25 protein-coding genes are annotated in these 22,537 nt (G+C 74.0%); 18 read left to right on the top strand and 7 right to left on the bottom strand.

Annotated features, from left to right (window positions below):
- Nucleotides 1-89: 89 nt before the first annotated feature.
- The 4 genes from AB0873_RS02165 (at nucleotide 90) to AB0873_RS02150 (ending at nucleotide 4,280) form a co-directional block, all read left to right on the top strand.
- The gene (locus AB0873_RS02165) at nucleotides 90-1,109 is read left to right on the top strand and encodes an NAD(P)H-dependent glycerol-3-phosphate dehydrogenase (RefSeq protein ID WP_366598037.1); all 1,020 of its coding nucleotides are present in this window, start codon (nucleotides 90-92) and stop codon (nucleotides 1,107-1,109) included.
- Nucleotides 1,110-1,114: 5 nt separating this feature from the next.
- Nucleotides 1,115-2,230: a cystathionine gamma-lyase gene (locus AB0873_RS02160; RefSeq protein ID WP_366598036.1), complete on the top strand. Its 1,116-nt coding sequence runs from the start codon at nucleotides 1,115-1,117 to the stop codon at nucleotides 2,228-2,230.
- Nucleotides 2,231-2,301: 71 nt separating this feature from the next.
- Nucleotides 2,302-3,057: a putative protein N(5)-glutamine methyltransferase gene (locus AB0873_RS02155; protein ID WP_366598059.1), complete on the top strand. Its 756-nt coding sequence runs from the start codon at nucleotides 2,302-2,304 to the stop codon at nucleotides 3,055-3,057.
- A 170-nt stretch (nucleotides 3,058-3,227) separates the two neighbouring features.
- Complete coding sequence (locus AB0873_RS02150) at nucleotides 3,228-4,280, top strand: ROK family protein (protein ID WP_366598035.1); 1,053 nt, start codon at nucleotides 3,228-3,230, stop codon at nucleotides 4,278-4,280.
- A 123-nt stretch (nucleotides 4,281-4,403) separates the two neighbouring features.
- On the opposite strand, the gene AB0873_RS02145 is transcribed toward AB0873_RS02150, so the two are convergent.
- Together AB0873_RS02145 and AB0873_RS02140 are read right to left on the bottom strand one after the other, a co-directional pair.
- Complete coding sequence (locus tag AB0873_RS02145; protein WP_155333657.1) at nucleotides 4,404-4,604, bottom strand: DUF397 domain-containing protein; 201 nt, start codon at nucleotides 4,602-4,604, stop codon at nucleotides 4,404-4,406.
- A gap of 4 nt (nucleotides 4,605-4,608) precedes the next feature.
- Nucleotides 4,609-5,454, bottom strand: a complete 846-nt coding sequence (locus AB0873_RS02140) for a helix-turn-helix transcriptional regulator (protein WP_155333656.1) — start codon at nucleotides 5,452-5,454, stop codon at nucleotides 4,609-4,611.
- Between the two features lie 229 nt (nucleotides 5,455-5,683).
- Between AB0873_RS02140 and AB0873_RS02135 the strand changes: the two genes are divergently transcribed.
- Nucleotides 5,684-5,947: a hypothetical protein gene (locus AB0873_RS02135; RefSeq protein WP_155334379.1), complete on the top strand. Its 264-nt coding sequence runs from the start codon at nucleotides 5,684-5,686 to the stop codon at nucleotides 5,945-5,947.
- Between the two features lie 52 nt (nucleotides 5,948-5,999).
- Here AB0873_RS02135 and AB0873_RS02130 read toward each other — a convergent pair whose 3' ends face one another.
- A complete protein-coding gene (locus tag AB0873_RS02130; RefSeq protein ID WP_366598034.1) occupies nucleotides 6,000-7,265 on the bottom strand; it encodes an ATP-binding protein in 1,266 nt (421 codons plus the stop codon).
- A gap of 187 nt (nucleotides 7,266-7,452) precedes the next feature.
- Here AB0873_RS02130 and AB0873_RS02125 point away from each other — a divergent pair, with 187 nt between their 5' ends.
- Nucleotides 7,453-8,559, top strand: a complete 1,107-nt coding sequence (locus tag AB0873_RS02125; RefSeq protein WP_155333654.1) for a D-alanine--D-alanine ligase family protein — start codon at nucleotides 7,453-7,455, stop codon at nucleotides 8,557-8,559.
- A 127-nt stretch (nucleotides 8,560-8,686) separates the two neighbouring features.
- Here AB0873_RS02125 and AB0873_RS02120 read toward each other — a convergent pair whose 3' ends face one another.
- Nucleotides 8,687-9,316, bottom strand: a complete 630-nt coding sequence (locus AB0873_RS02120; RefSeq protein WP_366598033.1) for a DUF3515 family protein — start codon at nucleotides 9,314-9,316, stop codon at nucleotides 8,687-8,689.
- A gap of 9 nt (nucleotides 9,317-9,325) precedes the next feature.
- Nucleotides 9,326-9,559 (bottom strand): Lrp/AsnC ligand binding domain-containing protein, encoded by a 234-nt coding sequence (locus tag AB0873_RS02115; RefSeq protein ID WP_155333652.1) that lies wholly within the window; start codon nucleotides 9,557-9,559, stop codon nucleotides 9,326-9,328.
- Between the two features lie 97 nt (nucleotides 9,560-9,656).
- Here AB0873_RS02115 and AB0873_RS02110 point away from each other — a divergent pair, with 97 nt between their 5' ends.
- Together AB0873_RS02110 and AB0873_RS02105 are read left to right on the top strand one after the other, a co-directional pair.
- Nucleotides 9,657-10,610 (top strand): thiamine-phosphate kinase, encoded by a 954-nt coding sequence (locus tag AB0873_RS02110; RefSeq protein WP_366598032.1) that lies wholly within the window; start codon nucleotides 9,657-9,659, stop codon nucleotides 10,608-10,610.
- 28 nt (nucleotides 10,611-10,638) lie between these two features.
- The gene (locus AB0873_RS02105; RefSeq protein ID WP_366598031.1) at nucleotides 10,639-11,106 is read left to right on the top strand and encodes a GNAT family N-acetyltransferase; all 468 of its coding nucleotides are present in this window, start codon (nucleotides 10,639-10,641) and stop codon (nucleotides 11,104-11,106) included.
- A gap of 130 nt (nucleotides 11,107-11,236) precedes the next feature.
- On the opposite strand, the gene rpmB is transcribed toward AB0873_RS02105, so the two are convergent.
- Complete coding sequence (rpmB, locus tag AB0873_RS02100; protein WP_088963534.1) at nucleotides 11,237-11,428, bottom strand: 50S ribosomal protein L28; 192 nt, start codon at nucleotides 11,426-11,428, stop codon at nucleotides 11,237-11,239.
- 177 nt (nucleotides 11,429-11,605) lie between these two features.
- Here rpmB and AB0873_RS02095 point away from each other — a divergent pair, with 177 nt between their 5' ends.
- Both AB0873_RS02095 and recG read left to right on the top strand, forming a co-directional pair.
- A complete protein-coding gene (locus tag AB0873_RS02095) occupies nucleotides 11,606-13,243 on the top strand; it encodes a DAK2 domain-containing protein (protein WP_366598030.1) in 1,638 nt (545 codons plus the stop codon).
- Nucleotides 13,240-15,441, top strand: a complete 2,202-nt coding sequence (gene recG, locus AB0873_RS02090) for an ATP-dependent DNA helicase RecG (protein WP_366598029.1) — start codon at nucleotides 13,240-13,242, stop codon at nucleotides 15,439-15,441. Before AB0873_RS02095 ends, recG begins: the two co-directional genes overlap by 4 nt.
- An 89-nt stretch (nucleotides 15,442-15,530) precedes the next feature.
- On the opposite strand, the gene AB0873_RS02085 is transcribed toward recG, so the two are convergent.
- Complete coding sequence (locus AB0873_RS02085) at nucleotides 15,531-16,673, bottom strand: LPXTG cell wall anchor domain-containing protein (protein ID WP_366598028.1); 1,143 nt, start codon at nucleotides 16,671-16,673, stop codon at nucleotides 15,531-15,533.
- 375 nt (nucleotides 16,674-17,048) lie between these two features.
- On the opposite strand from AB0873_RS02085, the gene rsmD reads away from it, so the two are divergent.
- From rsmD to mutM, 8 genes are all read left to right on the top strand, one after another.
- The gene (gene rsmD, locus AB0873_RS02080) at nucleotides 17,049-17,612 is read left to right on the top strand and encodes a 16S rRNA (guanine(966)-N(2))-methyltransferase RsmD (RefSeq protein ID WP_366598027.1); all 564 of its coding nucleotides are present in this window, start codon (nucleotides 17,049-17,051) and stop codon (nucleotides 17,610-17,612) included.
- On the top strand, nucleotides 17,609-18,100 hold the full coding sequence (gene coaD / locus AB0873_RS02075) for a pantetheine-phosphate adenylyltransferase (RefSeq protein WP_155333645.1): 492 nt from the start codon (nucleotides 17,609-17,611) through the stop codon (nucleotides 18,098-18,100). The genes rsmD and coaD overlap by 4 nt, the downstream gene beginning before the upstream one ends.
- 235 nt (nucleotides 18,101-18,335) lie before the next feature.
- Nucleotides 18,336-18,833: a hypothetical protein gene (locus tag AB0873_RS02070; RefSeq protein WP_366598026.1), complete on the top strand. Its 498-nt coding sequence runs from the start codon at nucleotides 18,336-18,338 to the stop codon at nucleotides 18,831-18,833.
- A gap of 150 nt (nucleotides 18,834-18,983) precedes the next feature.
- Entirely contained in the window at nucleotides 18,984-19,547 is a 564-nt protein-coding gene (locus tag AB0873_RS02065; RefSeq protein ID WP_366598025.1) for a YceD family protein, read from the top strand.
- Nucleotides 19,548-19,552: 5 nt separating this feature from the next.
- Nucleotides 19,553-19,726, top strand: coding sequence for a 50S ribosomal protein L32 (gene rpmF / locus AB0873_RS02060; RefSeq protein WP_155333642.1), 174 nt, complete (start codon nucleotides 19,553-19,555; stop codon nucleotides 19,724-19,726).
- Between the two features lie 114 nt (nucleotides 19,727-19,840).
- Nucleotides 19,841-20,836, top strand: coding sequence for a phosphate acyltransferase PlsX (locus AB0873_RS02055; RefSeq protein WP_155333641.1), 996 nt, complete (start codon nucleotides 19,841-19,843; stop codon nucleotides 20,834-20,836).
- A complete protein-coding gene (gene rnc / locus AB0873_RS02050; RefSeq protein ID WP_366598024.1) occupies nucleotides 20,833-21,678 on the top strand; it encodes a ribonuclease III in 846 nt (281 codons plus the stop codon). The genes AB0873_RS02055 and rnc overlap by 4 nt, the downstream gene beginning before the upstream one ends.
- Nucleotides 21,671-22,528 carry a bifunctional DNA-formamidopyrimidine glycosylase/DNA-(apurinic or apyrimidinic site) lyase gene (gene mutM, locus AB0873_RS02045; RefSeq protein WP_366598023.1) on the top strand — a complete coding sequence of 286 codons (858 nt, stop codon included), beginning with the start codon at nucleotides 21,671-21,673 and terminating at the stop codon, nucleotides 22,526-22,528. Before rnc ends, mutM begins: the two co-directional genes overlap by 8 nt.
- Nucleotides 22,529-22,537: the final 9 nt, after the last annotated feature.

The following is a 22,537-nucleotide window of genomic DNA, read 5'->3' as shown; positions in this document are numbered from 1 at the left end:
ACCTCAAAGATCGAGCGAGCTGGGCGATGGCCCGACGGTCACCGGTGCACTCGAACCAACATCAGCTCGAGTGAGACAAGGGTGCACCAATGAGCGAGCTTGTCGAACGAACCAGCGGGCACGTGGCGGTGCTGGGGGCCGGCTCGTGGGGGACGGCCTTCGCCAAGATCCTCGCCGACGCCGGCCGGGACGTCACCATCTGGGCCCGGCGGCCGCAGGTCGCCGACGTGATCCGCGCCGAACGGCGCAACCCGGAGTACCTCCCGGGTCTCGTGCTGCCCGACCGGGTCACGGCCACCGGCGACGCCCTGGAGGCGATCAAGGGTGCGGAACTGGTCGTGCTCGCGGTGCCGTCGCAGACGCTGCGCGGGAACCTCGCCGAGTGGGCGCCGCACCTGCACCCCGACGCCACGCTGGTGTCCCTGATGAAGGGCATCGAACTGGGCACCACCAAGCGGATGAGCGAGGTCATCGTGGAGACCGCCGGGGTGGCGGCGGAGCGGGTGGTGGTGGTCTCCGGTCCCAACCTCGCCCCCGAGATCGCCGCCGAACAGCCGGCCGCCACCGTCGTCGCCTGCACCGACGTCGACCGGGCCACGCTGGTGCAGCGGGCCATCACCACGCCGTACTTCCGCCCGTACACCAACGACGACGTGATCGGCTGCGAGCTGGGCGGCGCGGTCAAGAACGTGATCGCCCTCGCGTACGGGATCGCCACCGCGATGGGCTTCGGCCACAACACCCGGGCCATGCTGGTGACCCGGGGGCTGGCCGAGACCGCCCGGCTGGGCGTCGCGCTCGGCGCCGACCCGCTCACCTTCGCCGGCCTGGCCGGGATGGGCGACCTGGTCGCCTCCTGCTCCTCCCCGTCGGCCCGTAACCGCACCTTCGGCGAGCACCTGGGCCGGGGGGCGACCCTGGAGGAGGCGCGGATCGCCACCCGGCAGACCGCCGAGGGGGTCAAGAGCGCCCTGGCGATCCGCGACCTGGCCCGGGCGCACGGGGTGGAGATGCCGATCACCGAGCAGGTCGAACTGGTCTGCCACGAGGGGGTCGACCCCCGGCGGGCGGTCGAGGCGTTGATGAGCCGCACGACCAAACCGGAGTGAGGGGCATGGCGGACGACCACGACGGCACCCGCTGCGTCCGCGCCGGGCTGCCCGAGCCCGCGCCGGGGGAGCCGTTCCTGCCCGGCCCGGTGTTCGCCGCGCCGTACCACCTGGACCCGTGGGCGGGGCCGGCGGCGGCACCCAACGGCTACGGCCGCCCGGACAACCCCACCCGACGGCTGCTGGAGGCGGCGATCGGTGAGCTGGAGGGCGGCGACTGCCGGGTCTTCGCCACCGGCCAGGCGGCGATCACCGGGCTGCTGCTGACCGTGCTGCGGCCGGGGGACACCGTGGTGCTCCCGTCCGACGGCTACTTTCCGGTGCGGGCGTTCGCCACGGACACCCTGACCGGCATCGGCGTACGGGTGGTCTTCGCCCCGACCGCCGGGCCGTACCCGGACCTCGCCGGCGTACGCCTGGTGCTCGTGGAGACCCCGGCCAACCCGGGCCTGGACGTCGTCGACGTGCCCGCGCTGGTGACCCGGGCGCACGCCGCCGGCGCCCTGGTCGCGGTGGACAACACCACAGCGACCCCGCTCGGGCAGCGGCCGCTGGACCTCGGCGCGGACCTGGTGGTGGCCTCCGGCACCAAGGCCCTGACCGGGCACTCCGACCTGCTGCTGGGGTACGTCGCCACCCGGTCGGCCGACCTGCTGGAGGCCGTGACGGGATGGCGGACGATCACCGGGGCGGTCCCCGGGCCGTTCGACGCCTGGCTGGCGCACCGCTCGCTGGCCACCCTCGACCTGCGCCTGGCGCGGCAGACCGCGAACGCCGGGGCCCTCGCCCGCCTGCTGGCGGCCCGCCCCGACGTGACCGGGCTGCGCTGGCCGGGCCTGCCGGACGATCCGGCGTACCCGGTGGCCTCGGTCCAGATGCGACGGATGCCGGGGGTGCTCTCGTTCGACCTGGGCGACGCCGACCGGGTCGCGCGGTTCCTGGACGCGTCCCGGCTGGTCACGGCGGCCACGTCGTTCGGCGGCCTGCACACCACCGCCGACCGCCGGGCGCAGTGGGGCGACGACACCGCGCCCGGATTCGTCCGCCTCTCCTGCGGCGTGGAGGACATCGTCGACCTGGTCGCCGACGTGACCGCCGCGCTGGACACGGCGGGCCGGTGACCGGGGCGGGCGACCGGAGCGCCCCGGGGCCCGTTCCGACGTCACCCGCCGCCGGCGCCGCCGCACCGGACCTGGTGGCGCGGCTGCGCGCCGCCGGCTGCGTCTACGCCGAGGACGAGGCGGAGCTGCTGGTCGCCGCCGCGGCCACTCCCGACGCGCTGGCCGACCTGGTGGCGCGCCGGGTGGCCGGGCAGCCGCTGGAGCACCTCCTCGGCTGGGCCGACCTCGGCGGGATCCGGGTCGCCGTCGACCCCGGCGTTTTCGTGCCGCGTGCCCGCAGCCTGCTGCTGGTGTCCGCCGCGGTTGCGCTGACCGGCCCGGCGCCGGCCGTGGTGGAGCTGTGCTGCGGCTCCGGTGCGTTGAGCGTGCTGCTCGCGGGGCGGCTCGCGCCCCGCTTCCACGCCGCGGTGGACGTCGACCCGGCGGCGGTGGCGTGCGCCCGGCGCAACCTGGCCGGGTACGGCGTACCGGTGTACACCGGCGACCTGTTCGACCCGCTGCCGCCGCAGTGGCGTGGCCGGTTGGACCTCGTGGTCGCGAACGCCCCGTACGTGCCGACGGAGGCGATGGCGCTGATGCCGCCCGAGGCCCGGCTGCACGAGGCGCGGGTGGCGCTCGACGGCGGCCCGGACGGCCTGGCGGTGCTGCGCCGCGTCGCGGCCGGCGCGGCGCGGTGGCTGGCGCCCGGCGGGCACCTGGTCGTGGAGGCCGGTGCGAACCAGGTGGCCACCCTGGCGGCGTTCCTGGCGGACCTCGGCCTGACGCCGACGGCAATCTCGAACGACGACCTCAACGGCACAGCCCTCACCGCCCAGCGCCCTCGGTAAGGAAGGGCCCCCTATTAACGCCTGCGGTAGAGGAAGGGCCCCTTCTTAACGTTCCACCCGCGGCGGCGGCATGTCCTGGCGGGGTGGGAAGGGGCGGGGCGGGGCGTGGCGGGGCGTCGGGACGGGAACTAGCCTCACGTCAGGTCACGAGGGCGGGAGGGCGGAGTTTCGTGGGCAGCGCAGGGGTGCCGGTGGTCGTCGGCCTGGACAACGGCGGCACCAGCAACAACGCCACGGTTCTCACCGTGGACGGGCGGTTCCTCGTCGACGGGCTGATGGAGACGCCGAGCCAGGTGCAGGCCGGCCCGGAGTCGGCGATCGAGGCCCTCGCCCGGGCATTCGACGGGGCGCTGGCCGCGACCGGCGTGCCCCGGGGGCTCGTCCGCGCGGTGGGCCTGGACACGCCGGGGCCGGCGAGCGCGACCGGGGTCATCTCCTCCCGTGGCTCGACGAACTTCTCCCAGCCCGCGTGGCGGGGCTACGACGTGCGGGGCGCGCTGGAACGGCGGTTGGGCCTGCCGGTGGCGTACCTCAACGACGGCAACGCCGCCGCCCTCTACGCGCACCACACGTACTTCGGCGCCGACGCGATGCGCCGCTCGTCGGTGTCGGCCATCGTCGGCACCGGGCTGGGCGGTGGTGTGGTCGAGGGCGGCCGGGTGATCGCCGGGGCGGCCGGCATGGCGGGCGAGCTGGGGCACGTGCACCTGCCGATGGACGGGCTGCTCGGGCCCGGCCAGGCGCAGCCCACCTGCGCCTGCGGCTTCACCGGGGACGCGGAGAGCGTCGCTTCCCTGACCGGGATCGCGCGCAACCTGCTGCCGTACTGGCTGACCCGCTTTCCCGGGCATCCGCTGGCCGCCGAGCCGCCGCAGCGGGCCGCGAAGCTGGTTCGCGGGCTCGGCGAGCGGGGTGACCCGCTGGCCCGGGAGATCTTCACCCAGCAGGCCATGGCGATCGGCCGGCTCTTCACCCTCGCCGCCAACTTCACCGATCCCGACGCGTACTTCGTGGGGGGTGGGGTGGTGGAGGCGGCGCCGGAGTTCCGGGACTGGTTCCTGGCGACGGTGCGGGAGCACACCGTGCTGCGGGCGGAACAGGCCGCCGTGGCCACCTTCGCCCTGGTGCCGGACCGGGACATGGCCGGTGCGCGCGGAGTGGCCATCGCGGCGCTGGAGGCGCTGCGGGCCGAACCGGCCCCGCAGCCGCTGGTCGGCGGGTAGCCGGCACCCGGCCGGGCCTGGCGACGGGTTCGGCCCCGCCCGGGGCCCGACGTCGACGCAGCTGTGGCCGGGGCCCGGCGACGCGGGCGGTGGAGGGACCGTCACCGCCCGCGCCGGCGGGGGTCAGCGGTGGGGCGGTGCCCCGGCGAAGCTCGCCCAGGCGTGCGGCGGGAAGAGGAGCACCGGGCCGGCCGGGTCCTTGGAGTCGCGGACGCCCACCACGCGGGGCAGCGTCGCGATCTCGACGCACGCCCCCTCGTCGCCGCTGTGGCTGCTCTTGCGCCACCCGGCCCGGGCCAGCTCCGCGTTTGTCGTCGGGGTCATCGTCCTACCGTCCCTTCATGAGTTGCCGGAGCTGGTCGCGGCTGGCTGCCGGGCTCAGGGCCACACTCCGCAGGTGTTCCATGATCTTGGTGCAGGTACGCAGGTCGCCCGGCCGGTCCAGGACCATCTGTCCGGCGACGGTCTCCACCGAGGCGATGATCGGGTCCTCCGGGTCGGCGAACTCGAGGATGTGCAGCGAGCCGCGGGTGCCCCGGTGGTAGCCGGCGGCCAGCGGGATGACCTGGATGGTGACGTTGGGCAGCTCGCCCATCTTCAGCAGGTGCTGGAGCTGGGCCTCCATGACGGTGCGGTCGCCCACCGGCCGTAGCAGCGCGCCCTCGTCGATGATCGCGTCGAAGATCGGCGGGGCGTCGGCGACGAGCCGCTGCTGCCGGTCGAGCCGGAGCTGCACCCGCTGCTCGACCTGCTCGTCCCCGAGGGTGTGCGGCCCGCCCCGCATGACCCCCCGGATGTAGTCGGCGGTCTGGAGCAGGCCGGGCACCACCGAGGGTTCGAAGTTGGCGATGCCGGTGGCCTCGGCCTCCAGGGCGATGAAGTCGATGGTGCGCCGGTCGAGCAGGTACGAGTAGGACACCCACCAACCGGGCTTGCGCGCGTCCTTGGCGAGCTGCACGGCCGCGGACACCTCGTCCGGCGCCACTCCGTAGAGCGTGAGCAGGGCGCGGACGGTGGCCGGGCTGACCAGCGTCTGCGCGTTCTCGTAGCGGGACAGGGTGCTGCGGGTGCTGTTGATCTCGTCCGCCGCGGCCTCCAGGGTGAGCCCGGCGGCCTCGCGGTGCGTGCGCAGGGCGATGCCCAACCGGCGGGCGCGGGCGGTCTTCGGAGCCATGTATCGATCGTCGCACATCTCCGGGAACCTGTACATGAGAGAACGCGGGTGAGAGTTGCATTCATGGCCGTCGTGATGCCAATCTGTCATCAAGTCCTCACCGGCGGTTGTCGTGGCGACGGCGGCGGTGAGTGACCGGAGGGGATGGGGCGCGCGGCGATCGGGTTTCTCCCCCGTACCCGATCGCCGCGTGCCACGCCCGGTGGCCGGCCAGCCGAAGGGACTCGACGTGCGTAACGCCCAGCAGCCCCGACCCGAGCGCGCCAACGGCTCGGCGCTGACCCGGTTCCTGGTGGTGCTCACCGACGTGCGTTCCGACGACGGCGACCGCGACGAGCGCAGCAGCCCGGAGCGGCGGCGTCAGGTGGTGAGCGCGAGCAGTCGCGAGGCCGCCGACCGGATCGCGGGGGCGTTCATGGCGCTGGGCATGGTGCGGGCGGGCCGGCAGCGGGTCAAGGTGATCGCCATCGGCCGGCGGCACGGCCGCGGATAGACGACGGCCCGGCGGGTTGCCGGAACCCGCCGGGCCGTCCCCACCGCGTCGCTCAGAGCATCCGGCGCTTCTTCAGGTACCCGACCAGGTCGTCGTAGACGCCGCCCTCGTTGGCGAACATCGCCACGTTGCGGGCGGTCGCCATCCACGGCCGCGTCGACGGCCGGACCTCCTTGAGCGCCCGGTCCAGGTCGCGCTGCTCGATCATCCGCACCTCGCCGGTCCGCACCGAGTCGGCCATCGCGAACTCGGCGGCCGTCTCGCACAGGTGGGCGAGGTCGGCGCCGGAGAAGTCCTCCGTGGCGGCGACCACCCTGGGCAGATCGATGCCGGCGATCGGGCGCTCCCGCAGGTGGTACTCCAGGATGGACCGTCGGGCCTCGGCGTCCGGCGGCAGCACCAGCACCACCCGGTCCAGCCGCCCCGGACGGCGCAGCGCCGGGTCCACATCCCAGGGAGTGTTGGTGGCCGCCAGCACGAAGACGCCCTCGTTGCTGCCCTCCATGCCGTCCAGCTCCGCCAGGAGTTGGTTGCCCAGCGTCCGCATCGAGCTGGAGCTGACCTGGGAGCGCTTGTGGCCGAGCGCGTCCACCTCGTCGAGGAAGAGCACACAGGGGGCGTTGCGGCGGGCCGCCTCGAACAGCTCGTGCAGGTTGCGCTCCGAGTTGCCCATCCACATGTCGAGCACGTCCACGATGGACAGCGAGATGAACCTGGCGCCCATCTCCCCGGCGACCGCCCGGGCGAGGAACGTCTTCCCGCAGCCGGGCGGCCCGTAGAGCATCAGGCCGCCGCGCAGGCTCTTGCCGTACATCTTCCGCAGCTGCGGATTGCGCAACGGGCCGAGGAAGGCCAGCTCCAGCCGTTCCTTGACCGCCGCCATGCCGCCGACGTCGGCCAGCCGGATCGCGGAGACCTCCACGTCGAAGAACCGGTCCGCGTCCCCGGCCACCGGCTCCGGCTCGTCGCCCGCCCGGGCGAAGCGCGGCGGCACCACGTCCGCCAGCTCCTGCTCGTAGGCGGCGAGCGGATCCGCCGTCGCGCCGGCCGCGTCTCCGGCCGGCTGCGCCGGCGGCTGCGGGACCGCCGGGGTCGGTGCCGGCGGCGGGGGTACGCGACCCGTCAGCGCCCGCTGCATGAGCGCCTGCGCCTCGTCGCTGCCCGGATCGCGGGCGAGCGCCTGGCCGATCTGGGCGATCGCCTCACCACTCCGGCCGGCGTCCAGCAGCAGCGCGGCGAGGTGCAGGCGGAGCGGCAGGTCGTCCGGTCGGCCGTCCAGGGCCGCCGAGAGCGAGTCGATGAGGGCGTCGGAGCTCATAGGACGAGCAGCGTAACGGGCGGGAGCAGGCCCCGGTGGACCTGACGGTCCGGTTACGCACCGTGTAGCACCGATCGACCGGTTGCTGACCACGCCGACGTCTGCCCGGGTATGGCCCGCCGACCCTCGCCACGCACAGTAAGGTCAACCGGGTGAGCGCGAGTCGGGTACGAAGAGGTGAGGGCCGATGACCACCCCAGGCAGGACCCGCGTGGCGATCGTCTTCGGCGGCCGCAGCCCGGAGCACGGCATCTCCTGCGTCAGCGCCGGCAGTGTGCTCGCGGCACTCGACCCCGACGAGTACGAGGTCGTGCCGGTCGGCATCACCCGTGCCGGCCAGTGGGTCCTGACCAGCGGCGACCCCGGGCACCTCGCGATCAGCGCCCGGCGGCTGCCGGAGATCACCGCGGAGTCCGGCACCGACATCGTGCTGCGCGCCGACCCGACCGGCAACGGACTGATGGTGCTCGACCCGACCGAGGGTCCCCGGGCGCTCGCCGACGTGGACGTGGTCTTCCCGGTGCTGCACGGCGCGTACGGCGAGGACGGCACCATTCAGGGGATGCTGGAGATGGCCGGCATCCCGTACGTCGGGGCGAACGTGTTCGCCTCCGCCGCGGCGATGGACAAGGAGTTCACCAAGAAGCTCTGCGCGGCCGAGGGCATCCCCGTCGGCCCGTACGTGGTGCTCCGCAACGGCATGACGCTGAGCGAGGAGGACAAGCGCCGCCTCGGCCTGCCGGTCTTCGTCAAGCCCTCCCGGGCCGGTTCGTCCTTCGGCATCACGAAGGTCAGCGACTGGGCGGAGCTGGACGACGCGGTCGCCGTAGCCCGCCAGATCGACCCGAAGGTGCTCGTCGAGGGGGCGATCGCCGGCCGGGAGATCGAGTGCGGGGTGCTGGAGGGCGAGGCCGGCGGCGCGCCCGAGGCGTCCGTGCTCGCCGAGGTCCGGGTGGTCGGCGACTACGACTTCTACGACTTCGAGGCGAAGTACATCGACGCCGACGTCGCCTGCGAGTACGACATCCCGGCCGGCCTGCCGGAGCGGGTGACCCGCCAGATCCAGGAGTACGCGGTCCGCGCGTTCACCGCGATCGACTGTGCCGGCCTGGCCCGGGTGGACTTCTTCGTCACCCCGGAGCTCGACGTCTACCTCAACGAGATCAACACGATGCCGGGCTTCACGCCGTCGTCGATGTTCCCGCGCATGTGGGCGGCCTCCGGGCTGGAGTACCCGAAACTCGTCAACCGCCTCATCCGCACCGCCCTCCACCGGGGCGTCGGCCTGCACTGAGGCCGCCCACCACCCCGCGGTGGATCCGCGCCCGCCACGGAAGGAGTGGCCTCCGCGAGGCGCGGGAGGCCACTCCTGCACGGAGACGCGCTTCGCAGCGGGCGCGGCGGCGTGCGGTGCGTACGGGTCAGCCCCGGCAGCCCGAGGGCGCGGGGCCGGCCGACGGGACCGACGCGACGATCGTGTCGGAGATGGGGGAGACCCACTGCAACGGCTGCTCGTACGCCCGCGGCACCCGGACCACCACCGCGGTCTCGCGGTCCAGCGTGGTCAGCACAGTGGCGTCGCTCTCCTGCCGTCCGTGCCAGCAGACCTTGTTGACCAGCCAGACGTCGTCGGTGGCGCCCACGGTCGGCTCCGCGCCGCCGCAGGCGACGGTGAGCGCCGGGTCGCCGTACGCGGCGTTCTGCTCGGCGCCCGCGGTGACCGGACGCTGCGACAGCTCTCGGATGGTCGGTGGCAGCTGGGAGAGCAGGGCGCGGCAGACCGTGGCGGGCCGCTCGGCCAGGGGCGGGGCGGCCATCTCGACCGGGGCGGTGGACTGCGCCCGGGGAGCCGACGCCGACGGGGTCGGCCCCGCCGCCGGCTCGTCCGGCTTGAGCTGGGCGAACGCCAGCGCGCCCACCAGCACGGTCACCGGCAGCGCGACCGCCGTCGCGATCAGGGCGGCGCCGCGGGTGGGCCGGTCGCGGCCCGGTGCCGCGGCGGGCTCGCTCGTCTCGTCGCGGGTGTCGTCGGTCACGGAGGAGTCGGTCATCTTGTCCACTTACAGGCGCACCACCGAACACGTGAGGGTGCGGGTGATGCCGGGCACCATCTGCACCTTGCTGACGATGAGTTTGCCGAGCTCGTCGACGGTGTTCGCCTCGGTGAGCACGACCACGTCGTAGGGCCCGGTGACGGCGTCGACGCGTACCACGCCGGGGATGTCCGCGATCTCACCGGCCACGTCACGCGCCCGGCCGACCTCAGTCTGGATGAGGATGTACGCCTGAACCACGACTAGACCTCCGTCCGTCGCCGCTGCGTGAGCGGCCCGAAGGGAGAAAGTACCTTACGGACCAGGTCTGAATCCGATCGGTGGTCAAGGAGAAGCGGTGAGCGAGCACGGCACGAGCGTCGTGGGGGTGGGGGAGTTCGGTCTCATCGACCGGGTGACCGCCCGGTTGTCGTACGGATCGACCGTTCTGCTCGGTCCCGGGGACGACGCGGCGGTGGTGGCGGCACCCGACGCCCGCGTCGTCGCCTCGACCGACGTACTGGTGGAGGGGCGGCACTTCCGGCGGGACTGGTCCGGCGCGCGTGACATCGGCCACCGGGCGGCCGCGGCGAACCTGGCCGACGTGGCGGCCATGGGCGCGCGGCCGACCGCCCTGCTGGTCGCCCTCTGCATGCCGGCGGACCTGGCGACCGCCTGGGCCGAGGAACTGGCGGACGGGCTGGCCGCCGAGGCGGCCACGGTGGGCGCCAGCGTGGTGGGCGGGGACATGTCGTCGAGTCCGACACTGACCATCGCGGTGACCGCGCTCGGTGATCTCAATGGCCGGGCGCCGGTGACCCGGGCGGGGGCCCGGCCCGGGGACGTGGTGGCCCTCGCCGGCCGGACCGGGTACGCGGCGGCCGGGCTCACCGTGCTGTCCCGGGGCTTCCGGACCCCCCGGCTGCTGGTCGAGGCGTACCGGCGGCCCGAGGTGCCGTACGCGGCCGGTCCGCAGGCGGCCGAGGCCGGCGCGACCGCCATGATCGATGTGTCGGACGGGCTGCTGGCCGACGTCGGGCACATCGCCCGGGCGAGCGGGGTGGCCGTGGACGTGCGCCGGGACGCGTTCGAGGTGCCCCGGCAGATGCGCGACGCCGCCCAGGCGCTCGGCGTCGACCCGTACACCTGGCTGCTGGCCGGTGGCGAGGACCACGCCCTCGCGGCGACCTTCCCCCCGACGGCGCCGCTGCCCGAGGGGTGGCGGCCGGTCGGCGCGGTCACGGCCGGCTCCGGCGTGACGGTGGACGGGCGGCCGTGGGAGGGCCCCGCCGGCTGGGACCACTTCCGGTAAGGGCCCAGGTCGGTCGTACCCTTTGCGTGTGCAGAACCTGGAGATCCACGCCGCCCGCTTCGACGCGCCCGAGTCGCAGGCGCTGATCCGGGCGGCCCTCGCCGACCTCGGCCAGCGGTACGGCGGCAGCGGCGACGAGACCCCGGTGGACGCGGCCGAGTTCGAGCCGCCGGCCGGCACGTTCCTGATCGCCCTGCTCGACGGCCGGCCGGTCGGCTGCGGCGGCTGGCGCAGCCACGGAGCGGAGGGGGACGTCGCCGAGCTGAAGCGCATGTACGTGGCCCCCGAGGCGCGGGGCCGGGGCGTGGCCCGGGCGGTGCTGGCGGCGGTGGAGCGGTCGGCGCGCGAGCAGGGCCGCAAGCGGATCGTCCTGGAGTGCGGCGACAAGCAGCCCGAGGCGATCGCCCTCTACTCCTCGGCCGGCTACGAGCGCATCCCCAACTTCGGCTTCTACAAGGACGCCCCAGGCTGCATCTCCTTTTCCCGCACCCTTTGAAAGGAAGGGCCCCTTCCTAACGCCTGGTGCACTAAAAGGGTCCCTTCCTAACACCACTCACCAGTACCCGGACACGCCAAAGCCGGCGAGCCCCGAAGGGGTCCGCCGGCTTTGCCGAGCTGTTACCGCGTCAGGCGCGGGTGACCTTGCCGGCCTTGATGCAGGAGGTGCAGACCTGCATCTTCTTGGTGTTGCCACCACCGGCCGGGGTCCGCACCGACTGGATGTTCGGGTTCCAGCGGCGGTTGGTCCGCCGGTGCGAGTGGGACACGTTGTGGCCGAAGCCCGGCCCCTTGCCACAGACGTCGCACACGCTAGCCACGGGATACTCCTGGGTTTGAAACGTTCATGAGGTCGCCGCCAGGCGCTGCCCGGGCAACCTGGCCAGGTTACCCGATACCCCGGCCCGGCGACCAATCGCCCCCGGCGCGGCCGGACACGCCGGGCGCCGCCCGCCGACCCCCGGCACGTGTCGGTGCGCGCCAGTAGGCTACTCGCCGTGCTGGACACCCTCGACGCCGCCGCGGTCCGCCGCTGGTGCGCGGGCGGGCTGGCCGCGCTGAAGCGGCACCAGAGCGAGATCGACGATCTCAACGTCTACCCGGTGCCCGACGGCGACACCGGCACCAACCTGGTGCTCACCCTCACCTCCGCGCAGCAGGCGCTGGCGATGGACCTGGAGACGCTCCCCGGTGACGCGCCGACCCCGCACGGGCACGCGCTGCGGCTGATGGCCCGGGGCGCCCTGCTCGGCGCCCGGGGCAACTCCGGGGTGATCCTGTCGCAGATCCTGCGCGGCTTCGCCGACGCGGTGGCCGCCGCTCCCGCCGTGCGAGGGCGCGAGCTGGCCGCCGCGCTGCGCCACGCGACCACCGCCGCGTACGCGGCCGTCGCCACCCCGGTGGAGGGGACGCTGCTCACGGTCGTGGCCGCCGCCGCCGGGGCGGCCGAGCGGGCCGACAGCGACGACCTGCGCGCCGTGGCCCGCGCCGCGGCGCACGAGGCGGGCCATGCGCTGAACCGCACCCCCGAGCAACTTCCCGCGCTGGCCCGGGCCGGCGTGGTCGACGCCGGTGGCCGAGGCCTCTGCCTGCTGCTCGACGCCCTGGTCGAGGTCATCACCGGCGAGCGCCCGGAGCATCCGGCGGCGGCGCCGCCGCGCCCGGTGGGCCCGCCGGCCACCGCCGTCCGGGAGACCGGCTCCGAGGCGTACGCGTACGAGGTGCAGTACCTGCTCGACGCCGAGCCGGCGGCGGTGCAGCGGCTGCGGGAGGAACTGGCCGGCCTGGGCGACTCGCTGGTGGTGGTGGGCGACGGCGTCGCCTCCGCCGGCACGTGGAACGTGCACGTGCACGTCAACGACGTCGGCGCGGCGATCGAGGCGGGGGTCGTCGCCGGCCGCCCGCACCGGATCACCGTGACCCGCTTCGCCGACCAGGTCGGGCCGGGTCCGGCCGGCCCACCGGACGAGGCGCCGACGGTCCCGGCCGGCCGGGCCGCCGTGGTGGTGGCCGCCGGGGCCGGCATCGCCGAGCTGTTCGCTGGCGAGGGGGCGACCGTGGTGCCCGGCAACCCGTCCACCGGCGAGCTGCTCGACGCGATCCGCGCGACCGGCGCCGCGTGGGTGGTAGTGCTGCCCAACGAACCGAACACGCAGGCGGTGGCGAGCAACGCGGCCAAGGAGGCGCACCGGCTCGGCGTCAAGGTCAGCGTGGTGCCGACCCGGTCGCCGGTGCAGGCCCTGGCCGCCCTCGCCGTCCGCGACCCCGGCCGGCGCTTCGAGGACGACGTGATCGCGATGGCCGAGGCCGCCGGCGCCTGCCGGTACGCGGAGGTCTGTCACGCCAGCCGGGAGGCGCTGACCGTCGCCGGCCCCTGCCGTCCGGGTGACGTGCTCGCCCTCGTCGACGGGGAGGTGCACCTGATCGGGTCGGACCTGCTGGACACCTGCACCGCCGTGGTCGACCGGATGCTCGGTGGCGGCGGCGAGCTGGTCACGCTGCTGTCCGGGGCGGACGCCCCGGCCGGCCTCACCGACGCCGTGCGCGACCACGTCACCCGGGCCTGGCCGTTCGTCGAGGTGCACGCGTACCCGGGTGGCCAGCCGTACTACCCGCTCCTGGTGGGGGTCGAATGACGTCCGAGCAGGCCACGGTCGACACCCCGCTCAAGAAGCTGGTCGGCGAGAAGACGGCGAAGGCTCTCGCCGGCCACCTCGACCTGCACACCGCGGGCGACCTGCTCTACCACGTCCCCCGGCGGTACGACGAGCGCGGCGAGCACACCGACATCCGCTCGCTCGACGTCGGCGAGCAGGTCACGGTGCTGGCCCAGGTGCAGCGCACCGCCGTGCGGCCGATGCGGCAGCGAAGGGGCAACCTGCTGGAGGTGACGGTCGGCGATGGCTCCGGGGGCACCCTCACCCTGACGTTCTTCGGCAACCAGGCCTGGCGCGAGCGGGACCTGCGCCCCGGCCGGTGGGGGCTGTTCGCCGGCAAGGTCACCGAGTTCCGGGGCAAGCGGCAGCTCAACGGCCCGGAGTACGTGCTGCTCGGCTCCGGCGGTGAGGGCGAGGCGGCGGCGAGCGAGGAGGTCGAGGAGTTCGCGGGCGCGCTGATCCCGGTCTACCCGGCCGCGGCCGCCGTGCCGACGTGGGTGATCGCCCGCTGCGTCCGGGTCGTGCTGGACACGGTCACCCCGCCGGACGATCCGCTGCCGGCCACCGTGCGGGCCACCCGCAACCTGGTGGGGCTCGACACCGCGCTGCGGGAGATCCACCGCCCGTCCAGCAAGGAGGCGCTCTACCGGGCCCGGCGCCGGCTCAAGTGGGACGAGGCGTTCGCCGTGCAGCTCACGCTGGTGCAGCGCAAGCACCGGTCCGCCGCCCGTCCGGCCCGGCCCCGCCCCGCGGCGCCGGGTGGCCTGCTCGACGCGTTCGACGCCCGCCTGCCGTACGAGCTGACCGGCGGCCAGCGCGACGTCGGCGCGGAGATCGCCGCGGACCTGGCCACCGCCCACCCGATGCACCGGCTGCTCCAGGGTGAGGTCGGCTCCGGCAAGACGGTGGTCGCGCTGCGCGCGATGCTCCAGGTGGTCGACGCGGGCGGCCAGGCCGCCCTGCTCGCCCCGACCGAGGTGCTCGCCGCCCAGCACCACCGGGGCATCCTCGACCTGCTCGGGCCGCTCGGCCGGGCCGGTGAGCTGGACGCGGCCGAGCACGCCACGCGGGTGGAGCTGGTCACCGGTTCGCTCGGCGCGGCGGCCCGCCGCCGCGCGCTCGGGGAGGTGCGCAGCGGGGCCGCCGGCATCGTCCTGGGCACGCACGCGCTGCTGTACGAGGGTGTCGACTTCGCCGACCTCGGCCTGGTGGTGGTCGACGAGCAGCACCGCTTCGGCGTCGAGCAGCGGGACGCGTTGCGGGCCAAGGCCGACCAGCCGCCGCACGTGCTGGTGATGACGGCCACGCCGATCCCGCGCACGGTCGCCATGACCGTCTACGGCGACCTGGAGGTGTCCACACTCTCCCAGTTGCCCCGGGGCCGATCCCCGATCGCGTCGCACGTCGTACCGGCGGCGGAGAAGCCGGCCTTCCTGGACCGGGCCTGGCGCCGGCTACGCGAGGAGGTGGCGGCCGGCCACCAGGCGTACGTGGTGTGCCCGCGGATCGGCGACGGCGCGCAGGCCGAGGAGGAGGCGCCGCGCGAGGACGACACCGGGCGCCGACCACCCCTCGCCGTGACCGAGGTGGCGCCGCTGCTCGCCGAGGGGCCCCTGCACGGGCTGCGCATCGGCGTGCTGCACGGCCGGCTGCCCGCCGACGAGAAGGACGCGGTGATGCGTTCCTTCGCCGGCGGTGACCTCGACGTGCTCGTGGCCACCACGGTCGTCGAGGTCGGGGTGGACGTGCCCAACGCCACCGTGATGATCGTGCTGGACGCCGACCGGTTCGGCGTGTCCCAGCTGCACCAGCTGCGGGGCCGGGTCGGCCGGGGTGCCGCGCCGGGCCTCTGCCTGCTGGTCAGCGAGGCGACCGAGGGCGGTCCCGCCCGCGAGCGGCTGGACGCCGTGGCGTCCACGACGGACGGTTTCAAGCTCGCCGAGCTCGACCTGGAGCAGCGCCGGGAGGGCGATGTGCTCGGCGCGACCCAGTCCGGCCGCCGCTCGCACCTGCGGCTGCTGTCGTTGCTGCGCGACGCGGACCTGATCCGCGACGCCCGCGCCGAGGCGATCGCCCTGGTCGAGGAGGATCCCGAGCTCACCCGTCATCCGGCGCTGGCCGCCTCGGTGGCCGCCCTGGTCGACGCCGACCGCGCGGAGTACCTGGAGAAGGGCTGACGGACGGCGGCTGGTCGGAGCGGCGCCGAACGACGGAGGGCGCGCCGACCCGGTGGTCGGCGCGCCCTCCCCGCTCAGGTGGATTCCGCTCAGGCGGTGAAGCGGAGCTTCCGGCGGCGCGCGAGCACGAACAGCACCGCGCCGCCCGCGAGCAGCACGGCCGCGCCGGCGATGATGCCGCCCGTGGCGGCGCCCGTCAGGGGCAGGGTCGGCTCGTCCTCGTCCCCGCCGCCGCCACCGGGAGCGCAGTCGGCCGGCTTCTCCCAGGCGATCGGCTCGGTGTCCTCCAGGCCCTCGGCGCTCGGCGTGACGGTCAGGCCCTCCTCGGCCGGGAACGACACGGTGCCGCTCTCGCCCGGCTTCACGGTCAGCGTCTTCGGCTCGCCCTTGTTCGGCGTGAAGGTCACCGTGACGGTCTCGCCGTCCTCAGGGTTGCTGATCTCGAAGATCAGCTCGTCGCAGGTGGACTGGTAGGCGCCGGCCGGCTCGCCCGGCTCGACACAGTTCTCGGCCGGAGCGGGCTTGCCCTCGAAGAGCGGTTCCTCGACGCCCTCCACGACCACCTTGATGCTGCCGGCGTTCTTGGCCGGCACCGTGACGGACGCGTTCTTGCCGGGCTCGACGGTGGCCGTCTCGGTGAAACCGTCCGTACCGGTGACGATGAATCCCGCCGGGGCGGTGGCGTCCTCGGCGTTCTCGAGCTTGACCACGACAACGCCCTCGCAGTCGGCGGTGACGCTGGCCGTCGGCTTGGGGGTCTTCGGCGCCGGCGGCTGGTCCTTGACGCAGGTGCCGCCGAGCTCGATCGCAGCCGAGACCGGTTTGTGCTCCTTGAAGCCGTTGTCCCAAGCCGCCTGGACGGACAGCGACGCCTTGCTGATCTTTCCGTCCAGTCGCTGAGTCGCGGTCAGCGGCTGGTCGGTGGCGTGCGGGTAGTTGTCGCCCTCGGTGACGGCGATCCCGGGGATGGTCACGTCGGTGGCCGTCTCCCCGACGAACGTCTTGGCCGAGACCTCGTCGAACTTGTACTTCTTCACGTTCCTGGGCGCATAATTCCTGATCGTCCAGTCGACCACCCACTCGCCGGTGGCGGTGTCGCACTTGGCCTGGACCTTGACCTCGCTGTGGTGGGCGCTGGCGGGGGCGGCGAGGATCGCGACGCCGCTGAGGCCGAGCAGCGTTCCGGCGGCGACAGCCATGACGCGCCGGAACAAGGGCTGGAGACGGTTCACGTCTGCTCCTGATGAGGGGGGTGTGGACGTGTGGCTGGGCGGGCGGGAGACAGCAGCGGCCAGTGATGGCCCGCCGGCTCATCGACGCTCGCCCGGCACGCGGTGCGCCCGTTGCGGGCGGACGCGATGGGTGACTGTACTGATCGGTCATGAATCGCGGGGGTCCGGATGAGAACGTCCATGCGATGTTGTAAATTTGTGATCATTGATGCACCGGTGGTCATCGCTCGATGACCATCCGGTGTGAATCGGCTTCCGCTGCACGATCGCCTGAGGCTGCCGCCGTCCGTCCGGAGGGTGGGTGATCGGATTACCGGTGGGGTCGGCGTCGCCCGGGGGCGGGTGACGTAGCGTCATCCCCATGAGGAGCAGGCGGTGACCCGGATCGTGGCCGGCACCCTGGGCGGGCGGCGGATCGCCGCCCCGCCCGGCGCCGGCACCCGGCCGACGTCCGACCGCGTCCGCGAGGCGTTGTTCAGCGCGGTGCAGGCGGAGGTGGACCTCGACGGCGCCCGGTTCGCCGACCTGTACGCCGGGTCCGGGGCGGTCGGGTTGGAGGCGCTCTCCCGGGGGGCGGAGCACGTGCTGCTGGTCGAGTCCGACCCGCGCGCCGTCCGGGTGATCCGGGAGAACGTGGCCGCCTTGCGGGCCGGGTCGGCCGTACGGCTGGTCACCGGCAAGGTCGGGACCGTGCTCGGCGCGGGCCCGGACGGCGACCCGTACCACGTGGTCTTCGCCGATCCGCCGTACTCGGTGCCCGACGAGGAGGTCTCCGCGATGCTCCGCGCACTCGTGGATCAGGGCTGGCTCGCCCCGGACGCGCTCGTGGTGGTGGAGCGGTCGAGCCGCACCGGGGCGGTCGACTGGGTGCAGGGCGTCACCGGCGAGCGCAGTCGCCGCTACGGCGAGACCACCCTTTGGTACGGTCGCCGATCATGAGACGTGCGGTGTGTCCCGGCTCGTTCGATCCGGTCACCAACGGTCACCTCGACATCATCGGCCGGGCGAGCCGGCTGTTCGACGAGGTGATCGTCGGCGTGCTGGTCAACCAGTCGAAGACCGGCCTGTTCACCGTCGAGGAGCGCATCGACATGCTCCGCGAGGTGACCAAGTCGTACGACAACGTGCGGGTGGAGTCCTTCCGGGGTCTGCTGGTGGACTTCTGCCGGGCGCAGCAGGCGAGCGTGCTGATCAAGGGCCTGCGGGCGGTCAGCGACTTCGACTACGAGTTGCAGATGGCCCAGATGAACATCGGTCTGGCCGGCGTCGAGACGCTCTTCATGCCGACCAACCCGCTCTACTCCTTCCTCTCCTCCAGCCTGGTCAAGGATGTGGCGAAGTGGGGTGGCGACATCTCCGCCCACGTCCCCGACGTCGTCCGGGAAGCCCTGGTGACCCGCCTGCATCCCCCGACCGCGCGCACCTGACCCGAACCCGTACCCCCGCGACCGTGCGGTTCCTGTCCCCTTTCGCCCGGGTTCGCGCCTCTCGTCGAGGCAGAATGTGCCCGTTCGGCGGAGTGGAGTCGCGGGCGGGGCGACGCGCCGGGGTGGGGTGGATGGTGTGGACGTGGTCGGCACACCTCATCATGTGTGGAGCGCCGAATCCGGGTTCAGCCCGCATCATTGAGGTCGGCCGACGAACGACAGGAGTGAGGTGCCGGTGGACCCGCTCGATCGCATCGACGAACTGATCGCCATGGTGGAGCAGGCCCGCTCCGTCCCGATGTCGCGCAACAACTGCATGGTCGACCGGGGCGAGATGATCGCCGCCCTCGACGAGCTGCGCGCTGAGCTCCCCGCCGACCTGCGCCGGGCCGCCGCGCTGCTCGATGAGCGCGACAAGATCATGGAGGCCGGCAAGCGCGAGGCCGACCGGATCATCAGCGAGGGTGAGGCGGAACACGCCCGGCTCGTGTCGGTGAACGAGATCACGGTGTCCGCCGAGCACGAGGGTGCCCGGATCGTCGCGGAGGCCCGGGCCGAGGCCCAGCGGCTGCGCGAGGAGGTCGACGACTACGTCGACACCGCGCTCGCGAACTTCGAGCAGTTCCTCACCCGGGCACTCGCCTCGATCGAGCGTGGCCGGGACAAGATGCACGCCCTGCGGGAGATCGGCACGTTCGCCGGGGACGAGGCCGAACGCCCGCTACCCTTCTAGGGCCGGTGTCGAAGTCCTGGGCCGGGCCGAGGACGTCGACACGGGCACCAGGCCGACACCTCACCCCGGGCAGGACGCCGCCCCCGATTCGACGCTGCGGCGATCGCCCAGGTAACCTCGTTTGTCGGCCCTCACGGCCGGAGTCTGACTATGCCCAAACACACGCCTTCACCACTCGACCCCAGGTCGCCGCTGGTCCTCGACACGAGGGAGCTGCCGCGCCGGCCTGGTGCGTTGCGTACGGTCAAGCGGGTGGTACCGGCACCGGCGGACCTCGGCGTGGAGTTGATCGGCGTGCCGGAGGGCGCGGACCTCGACCTCGACCTGAGGTTGGAGTCGGTGTCCGAGGGGGTGCTCGTCTCCGGGACCGTCAGCGGTCCCATCAAGGGCGAGTGCAGCCGCTGCCTGCGCGAGATCGACGACACCGTGGCCGTCCCGATCCAGGAGCTGTACGCGTACGAGAACAGCACCACGGACATGACGGCCGACGAGGACGAGGTGGGCCGGATGCAGGGCGATCTGATCGACCTGGAGCCGGCACTGCGGGACGCGGTGGTGCTCACGCTGCCGACCAACCCGCTCTGCCGGGAGGACTGCCCGGGCCTGTGCCCCGACTGCGGGGTGGCCTGGGACGAGCTGCCGGCCGATCACAGCCACCAGCAGGTCGACCCGCGTTGGGCGGCCCTGTCGCAACTGACCCGTAAAGAGGAGTAAGAACCGTGGCCGTCCCCAAGCGCAAGATGTCGCGCAGCAACACCCGGGCCCGTCGGGCGCAGTGGAAGACCGCGGCCGTCGCGACCGTGGCCTGCCCGCAGTGCAAGTCCCCGAAGCTGCCGCACGCCGCCTGCTCCGTCTGCGGCACCTACAACGGCCGCCAGGTCCTCGAGGTCTGACCTGGACGCCGAGTGACGCCCCCGACCTCCGGTCGGGCGGCGCGCGCACCCTGGCGAACGCCCGGTGCCCCGGCTCCCTCCGACGCCGGCCGGCCCGCCCCGGCCGGCGTTCCGATGGAGCCGGGCACCGCGCGGATCGCCGTTGACCTCCTCGGCGGGGACGACGCTCCCGCCGTCGTGGTTGACGGCGCTCTGCGGGCCATGCGCGCCGATCCCGACCTGCATCTGCTGCTCGTCGGCCCGACCGAGGCGGCCGGCGAGCTGATCGCTGCCCTCGACCCGGAGCAGCGCGCCCGGGTCGCCGTCCGTCCGGTCGACGCCGCCGTCGGCATGGGCGACCACCCCGCCGCGGCCCGCGCCGACAGCACCGTCCGCGCCGCCGTGCACGCCATCCGCGAGGGTTCAGCGGACGCGCTGGTCTCCGCCGGCTCGACCGGCGCCACCGTCACCGCCGTCGCGCTGGGGCTCGGCCGCTGGCCGGACGTCCGCCGCCCGGCTCTGATCGCCTCGCTCCCCGCCGTCGACGGCCCGGTGGTCCTGCTGGACGTCGGCGGCTCGCTGGAGCCCCGCCCGGCCACCCTCGCCCGCCACGCCGCTCTCGGCGCCGCCTACGCCGCCGTGGCGCACGGCGTCGGGGCTCCCCGCGTCGGCCTGCTCTCCGTGGGCACCGAGGCCGGAAAGGGCGACCGCGCCCGCCGCCTCGCCGATCCCGCGCTCGCCGCCACGGCGCTGCCGTCCGGCGGCCGCTACGTGGGCCTCGTCGAGGGGTACGACGTCTCGCTCGGCACGCGCGCGGATGTGGTGGTCACCGACGGGTTCACCGGTAACGTGCTGCTCAAGGCGATCGAGGGCGCGTACGCGATGGCCGGCGGCCCCCCGGCCGGCGGTGGCGCCCCCCGGGCGGCCGCCCTGCTCGGCGTCGCCGGCACGGTGGTGGTGTGCCACGGCGCCGCCCGGGGCGATGATCTCGCCTCCGGCATCGCGCTGGCCGCCCACCTGTGGCGGCGTCGCGCCGCCGACCAGGTCCGCGCGCTGCTGGACAGCACCGACGCGGGTGACCGCGCGGACCGCACTGACCGTACGACCGACACCGAGGTACGCACATCATGAGCAACGACAAGCGCCGACGGCCGCCCGTCGGCCACCTGGAGGCGGCGTTCGGCGTGGCGATGGAGCCGGAGCTGCTGGAGCGTGCCCTGACCCACCGCTCGTACGCGTACGAGAACGGTGGCCTGCCCACCAACGAGCGCCTGGAGTTCCTGGGCGACTCCGTGCTCGGCGTGGTGATCACCACCGCGCTGTTCCACAACCACCCCGACCTGCCCGAGGGCCAGCTGGCCAAGCTGCGGGCCAGCGTGGTCAACATGCGTGCCCTCGCCGACGTGGCGCGCGGGCTGGGCCCGGACGGCCTCGGCCAGTACCTGCTGCTCGGCAAGGGGGAGGAGACGACCGGCGGCCGGGACAAGGCGAGCATCCTCGCCGACACCCTGGAGGCGCTGCTCGGCGCGATCTACCTCCAGTACGGCCTGGACACCGCGGCCATCGTCATCCACCGCCTCTTCGACCCGCTGATGGCCGAGTCGGCCGGGCGTGGCGCGGCGCTGGACTGGAAGACCAGCCTCCAGGAGTTGACCGCCGCGCAGGGCCTGGGTGTCCCGGAGTACCGCATCGAGGGCACCGGGCCGGACCACCTGAAGACCTTCACCGCCTGGGTGGTGGTCGCCGGCACCCGCTACGGGGGCGCCGAGGGGCGGAGCAAGAAGGAGGCGGAGCAGCGGGCCGCCGAGTCGGCCTGGCGGACGCTGTCCGCGCAGGCGGAGCGCGAGCAGGCCGGCGCCGGCGGGGACGGCGCGGAACCGGTCGGGGGCGGCGGGGACGGCGCGGAACCGGTCGGGGGCGGCGGTCGCGGGACGGTCGAGGCGGGCCTGGCCGGAGACCCGGGTCGTGCCTGAGCTGCCCGAGGTCGAGACCGTCCGGCAGGGGCTGGCCCAGTGGGTCGTCGGGCGGCGGATCGCCGCCGTCGAGGTGCTCCACCCCCGGGCGGTACGCCGGCACACGGCCGGCGGCGCCCACTTCGCCGACGTGCTGGCCGGCACGACGATCCTGGACGTGCGGCGACGGGGCAAGTACCTGTGGCTCCCGCTGGACAGCGGCGACGCGGTGATCGGGCACCTGGGCATGTCGGGTCAGCTGCTCCTGCAACCGGCCGACGCGCCCGACGAGACGCACCTGCGGGTCCGGTTCCGCTTCGCCGACAGCGGCCCCGAGCTGCGCTTCGTCGACCAGCGGACGTTCGGCGGGCTGTCGGTCAGCGAGGGTGGCGCGGAGCTGCCGGCGGAGATCGCCCACATCGGCCGCGACCCGATGGACGCCGAGTTCTCCGACGCGGCGTTCGTCGCCGCGCTGCGCCGCCGTCGCACCGAGGTCAAGCGTGCACTGCTGGACCAGACGCTGCTCTCCGGCGTGGGCAACATCTACGCCGACGAGGCGCTGTGGCGGGCGAAGCTGCACGGTGCCCGGCCCACCGACGCCCTGACCGGCCCGGCCGCGCTGCGTCTGCTCGGGCATGTCCGTGACGTGCTCGCCGAGGCGATCAAGGAGGGCGGGACGAGCTTCGACGCCCTGTACGTCAACGTCAACGGCGAGAGCGGCTACTTCGACCGTTCGCTGAACGTCTACGGGCGGGAGGGGTTGCCGTGCCGGCGGTGCGGCGCGCCCATCCGCCGCGAGTCGTTCATGAACCGGTCGTCGTTCAGTTGCCCGCGCTGCCAGCCCCGCCCCCGGGGAGCGGTCCGGGTCTGACCCTGAGTG

The sequence above is a fragment of the Micromonospora sp. NPDC047707 genome (assembly GCF_040704235.1).
Taxonomy (GTDB): Bacteria; Actinomycetota; Actinomycetes; order Mycobacteriales; family Micromonosporaceae; genus Micromonospora.
The sequence above is the reverse complement of the archived record's forward strand: the minus strand, read 5'-3'. Positions and strand labels throughout refer to the sequence as shown.

What these genes read in the sequence shown, in the direction of transcription:
- AB0873_RS02165 (WP_366598037.1), top strand. Translation starts at nt 90, where the DNA reads ATGAGCGAGCTTGTCGAACGAACCAGCGGGCACGTGGCGGTGCTGGGG.
- AB0873_RS02160 (WP_366598036.1), top strand. Translation starts at nt 1,115, where the DNA reads ATGGCGGACGACCACGACGGCACCCGCTGCGTCCGCGCCGGGCTGCCC.
- AB0873_RS02145 (WP_155333657.1), bottom strand. Translation starts at nt 4,604, where the DNA reads ATGACCCCGACGACAAACGCGGAGCTGGCCCGGGCCGGGTGGCGCAAG.
- AB0873_RS02140 (WP_155333656.1), bottom strand. Translation starts at nt 5,454, where the DNA reads ATGGCTCCGAAGACCGCCCGCGCCCGCCGGTTGGGCATCGCCCTGCGC.
- AB0873_RS02130 (WP_366598034.1), bottom strand. Translation starts at nt 7,265, where the DNA reads ATGAGCTCCGACGCCCTCATCGACTCGCTCTCGGCGGCCCTGGACGGC.
- AB0873_RS02125 (WP_155333654.1), top strand. Translation starts at nt 7,453, where the DNA reads ATGACCACCCCAGGCAGGACCCGCGTGGCGATCGTCTTCGGCGGCCGC.
- AB0873_RS02120 (WP_366598033.1), bottom strand. Translation starts at nt 9,316, where the DNA reads ATGACCGACTCCTCCGTGACCGACGACACCCGCGACGAGACGAGCGAG.
- recG (WP_366598029.1), top strand. Translation starts at nt 13,240, where the DNA reads ATGACGTCCGAGCAGGCCACGGTCGACACCCCGCTCAAGAAGCTGGTC.
- coaD (WP_155333645.1), top strand. Translation starts at nt 17,609, where the DNA reads ATGAGACGTGCGGTGTGTCCCGGCTCGTTCGATCCGGTCACCAACGGT.
- AB0873_RS02065 (WP_366598025.1), top strand. Translation starts at nt 18,984, where the DNA reads ATGCCCAAACACACGCCTTCACCACTCGACCCCAGGTCGCCGCTGGTC.
- AB0873_RS02055 (WP_155333641.1), top strand. Translation starts at nt 19,841, where the DNA reads ATGGAGCCGGGCACCGCGCGGATCGCCGTTGACCTCCTCGGCGGGGAC.
- rnc (WP_366598024.1), top strand. Translation starts at nt 20,833, where the DNA reads ATGAGCAACGACAAGCGCCGACGGCCGCCCGTCGGCCACCTGGAGGCG.